This window comes from Achromobacter sp. SIMBA_011 (genome assembly GCF_046535435.1).
GTDB lineage: Bacteria > Pseudomonadota > Gammaproteobacteria > Burkholderiales > Burkholderiaceae_B > Achromobacter > Achromobacter dolens.
The window spans coordinates 1-263 of the sequence record NZ_JAWRWN010000651.1 but is presented as its reverse complement, the minus strand read 5'-3'; the positions used below and the strand labels follow the sequence as shown (position 1 = coordinate 263).

Below are 263 nucleotides of genomic sequence, written 5' to 3'. Positions count from 1 at the left end.
CTGCGTTCGCGATGTTCGAGGACATCAGTTCCTGTCGGTACGAGCGGACATCAAGCACCTGTTTGTCAAAGGCGAAGGCGGCATCGAGCTTATCTAGCATTAAAGTCCCTTACGATTGATCGGGCGTGCAAGGCGTCACAGAACGTTAATTTCGGCAACTGAGAAGGCCCCGAGTCCGTAATAACCTTTGGCAAATCGGTCGGCATTGCCCAAGACTCAAATTCCGAGCATCCAGAAGCCCGACGTTTCACTACAACTGCGTC

At 52.5% G+C, this 263-nt stretch carries 1 pseudogene; it reads right to left on the bottom strand.

Annotated elements, in window-relative coordinates:
* Positions 1–100, bottom strand: a pseudogene (gene flgB / locus SB816_RS32565) (flagellar basal body rod protein FlgB); the annotation flags it as partial.
* Positions 101–263: the final 163 nt, after the last annotated feature.